Origin of the sequence: Mycobacterium parascrofulaceum ATCC BAA-614, from assembly GCF_000164135.1 — a bacterium.
Lineage (GTDB): Bacteria > Actinomycetota > Actinomycetes > Mycobacteriales > Mycobacteriaceae > Mycobacterium > Mycobacterium parascrofulaceum.
In genome coordinates this window covers 544,020-547,390 of the sequence record NZ_GG770553.1, presented here as the reverse complement: position 1 = coordinate 547,390, position 3,371 = coordinate 544,020, and the positions used below count along the sequence as shown (strand labels likewise).

4 protein-coding genes and 1 pseudogene are annotated in these 3,371 nt (G+C 72.9%); 2 read left to right on the top strand and 3 right to left on the bottom strand.

The window, feature by feature from the left end; genetic code table 11:
- Positions 1-167 precede the first annotated feature (167 nt).
- Entirely contained in the window at positions 168-962 is a 795-nt protein-coding gene (locus HMPREF0591_RS02685) for a DUF2470 domain-containing protein (RefSeq protein WP_007166857.1), read from the bottom strand.
- Between the two features lie 90 nt (positions 963-1,052).
- Between HMPREF0591_RS02685 and pheA the strand changes: the two genes are divergently transcribed.
- Entirely contained in the window at positions 1,053-2,003 is a 951-nt protein-coding gene (pheA, locus tag HMPREF0591_RS02680) for a prephenate dehydratase (protein WP_007166856.1), read from the top strand.
- Entirely contained in the window at positions 2,000-2,686 is a 687-nt protein-coding gene (locus HMPREF0591_RS02675) for a histidine phosphatase family protein (RefSeq protein WP_007166855.1), read from the top strand. The genes pheA and HMPREF0591_RS02675 overlap by 4 nt, the downstream gene beginning before the upstream one ends.
- 7 nt (positions 2,687-2,693) lie before the next feature.
- On the opposite strand, the gene HMPREF0591_RS02670 is transcribed toward HMPREF0591_RS02675, so the two are convergent.
- Entirely contained in the window at positions 2,694-2,885 is a 192-nt protein-coding gene (locus HMPREF0591_RS02670) for a hypothetical protein (protein ID WP_007166854.1), read from the bottom strand.
- A pseudogene (locus tag HMPREF0591_RS02665) lies at positions 2,882-3,309 on the bottom strand (metallopeptidase family protein). Before HMPREF0591_RS02665 ends, HMPREF0591_RS02670 begins: the two are co-directional and overlap by 4 nt.
- Positions 3,310-3,371 lie beyond the last annotated feature (62 nt).

The window sequence follows — 3,371 nt, the reverse complement described above, 5'->3', positions numbered from 1 at the left end:
GGCGGCGGGGGCGTCGGCCGGCGCAGCGGCGTCGTCTGTTCGGCCGGTGCCGGCGGCGGGGTCGCGCGGCGAATGACCTGCGACGGCTCGGGACGCGGTTCCTGCCGGTGCGGTGGTCGATCGCCGTTCACCCGGTTAACGTACGCGGCCGGGCACGACGGCTGCGGCTACGGGCGGGCGCGCAGGCCGTTCATGAACGGGCAGCCCATCAACACTCGGATGGCCTGGCGCAGGCCGGTCATGTCGTCCACCGGCTTGTGGAAGGGCAGCCGGACGTCGTGGTCTCGGTCCCTGCCCTCGACGCGGAACCGCACGCCGTAGCGGTCGAGCCCCAGCGGGCGCACCCGCCCCCGGCGCAACGGCGCGGGCAGCCGGGACACCAGCCGCGCCACCACGTCGCTGTGGGCGGTGTCCAAGTGCCACAACAGGTTCGACTCGATCTCGCAGAACGGGTCGGGCCGGGCCGCGAGGAGGTCTTCGACGCTGACGGGCTCGGCGCCGGTGGCGTCGGTGACGACCACGGAGGCGATCTCCAGCCGGAACAGCGTGTAGCGGAGTTCGTCCCCGTCCGACGGCGCGCAGCGCGGGGTGTCGACCTGGAGCAACGCGGGGTGCGGCCACTCGGCGGCGATCAGGTCGACCGCCCCGGCGACCTCGGCCGGGTGGAATTCCCGCAGCCGTCCGCGCGCCCACACCAGCGAGCGGACCGGCTCCCGCAGCGGGAGGGGCGCATAGTCGGTCAACTCCAGCACCGCCTGCGCGCCGTCGACCGGGTGAGGGTCGTGGTCGGCGGGCAGGGCCAGCGCGAACGACCCGTCGGGCAGGAGGTGATGCACGGGTGTGACGACCGGGTCCTGGCGCGGGTGCACGGTCTCCAGCGCGAGCAGCGCGCCGCCGGCGCGGACACAGGCGCTCCGGATACGTTCGGCCGTCGTCGGGGCGGGGCAGGTCAGCGGTAACACGAAGCTCCTTAGATTAGGTAAGCCTAAGTTAACTCAGCCGGCGATACGTCGCAAGAGCCGCGGGGCGCCGTTCGCCGCTAGGGTTGGGGCGTGGTCCGCATCGCTTATCTCGGTCCGGAAGGGACGTTCACCGAGGCGGCGCTGTTGCAGATCACGGCCGCCGGTCGGATCCCCGGCGCGGGGCCCGACGAGGTCCGGCGATTGCCCATCGACAGCACCGCCGCGGCGCTGGATGCCGTTCGCGACGGGGAAGCCGACTACGCGTGCGTCCCGATCGAGAACTCGATCGACGGGTCGGTGACGCCCACGCTCGACAGCCTGGCCATCAGTTCGCCCCTGCAAGTGTTCGCCGAAACCACCCTGGACGTCGCGTTCAGCATCGTCGTCAAACCCGGGCGGACGACCGCCGACGTGCGCACGCTGGCGGCGTTCTCGGTGGCGGCCGCGCAGGTGCGGCACTGGGTCGCCACCCACCTGCCCGACGCCGAGCTGCGGCCGGCGTACTCCAACGCCGACGCGGCGCGCCAGGTGGCCGAGGACCACGCCGACGCCGCGGTGACCTCGCCGCTGGCCGCCACCCACTGGGGGCTGGCCGCGCTGGCCGACGGTGTGGTCGACGAGCCCAACGCCTGCACGCGCTTCCTGCTTGTCGGCCCGCCGGGGCCGCCGCCGGCCCGCACCGGGGCCGACCGGACGGCGGTGGTGCTGCGCATCGACAACGCCCCGGGCGCGCTGCTGGGCGCGCTGACCGAATTCGGGATCCGCGGCATCGACCTGACCCGGATCGAATCCCGGCCGACCCGGACCGCGCTGGGCACCTACGTCTTCTTCGCCGACTGCGTGGGCCACATCGACGACGACGCCGTCGCCGAGGCACTGAAGGCGCTGCACCGGCGTTGTGCCGATGTGCGATACCTGGGATCTTGGCCGACGGGCTCGCCCGCCGGTGTGCTGCCGCCGCCGGCCGAAGAGGCGGCCCGCTGGCTGGCGCGGCTGCGGGAGGGCAAACCGGAAATGGCGGCCGGGGAGGTCGAGCCATGACCGGTCGGCTGGTGCTCCTGCGGCATGGCCAGTCGTACGGCAACGTCGAACGCAGGCTGGACACCCGGCCGCCCGGCGCCGAGCTGACGCCGCTGGGCCGCGACCAGGCGCGCGCCTTCGCCCGGCGGACTCGGCGGCCGGCGCTGCTCGCCCACTCGGTGGCGATCCGCGCGACGCAGACGGCCGGGGTGATCGGCGGCGAGCTCGAAATGGGCGCGATCGAGGTGCCCGGCATCCACGAGGTTCAGGTCGGGGGGCTGGAAAACCGCAGCGACGACGACGCGGTCGCGGAATTCAACGCGATCTACGAGCGCTGGCATCACGGCGATCTCGACGTCCCGCTGCCCGGCGGGGAAACCGGCAACGACGTGTTGGACCGGTACGTCCCCGTGCTCACCGAGCTGCGCCTGCGTTACCTCGACGACCATGACTGGAGCGGCGACATCGTCGTCGTCTCCCACGGCGCCGCCATCCGCCTGGCCGCGGCGGTGCTCGCCGGGGTGGAAGCCACCTTCGCGCTGGACAACCACCTCGACAACGCCGAATCGGTGGTGCTGGCGCCGATCACCGACGGGCGGTGGAGCTGCGTGCGGTGGGGGACTCTGTCGCCGCCGTTCTACCCCGAGGCCGGCGCCGATCCCGTCGCGGACGCGGTGCACTCGAGCACCGACCCGATGGGCTGACGGTCGGTCAGACGGCCAGCGCGACGGACTCGAAGCATCCGCAGCCGACGGCGTCGCAGTCGACGACGAAGGCGTGCGGCAACAGCTCGGGGCTGAAGCAGTCCGGCTCCGTGCACTCCGAGCGGCGCAGCGCGTGGACAATGATGGTGCCGTGACAGTGATCTAGGCCTGCCCGGCAGTCGCGGCAGTCAGCACTCATAACCCGTTCATAGCACCGGCCGCGGACAAATCCGGGTTGCCGCGCCCATGGGCCCCGGCGTGGCGGCGGGCCGTCAGGCCCAGCCGAGTTCGTCCAGCCGGGCGTCGTCGATGCCGAAGTGGTGGGCGACCTCGTGGATCACCGTGATCGCGACTTCCTCGACGACCTCGTCGTCGGATTCGCAGAGGTCCAGCAGCGCCTCGCGGTAAATGGTGATGGCGTCGGGCAGAGATCCGGCGTAGTCCGAGTCGCGCTCGGTCAGGGCGACCCCCTCGTACAGCCCGAGCAGTTCCCCGTCCTCGGGGTGGCGGTCGGCGACCAGCACGACGACGTTGTCCATCGCCGCCGCCAGCCCGGGCGGGATCAGGTCGAGCGCGTCGGACACCAGCTCGTCGAACCGCTGCGGATCCATCCGCGCGCGCATTCGGCTAGCCCCCGGGCGGCGGCGGCGCGGGCGGTGCCTCCGGCGGCGGTGGCGGCGGCGCT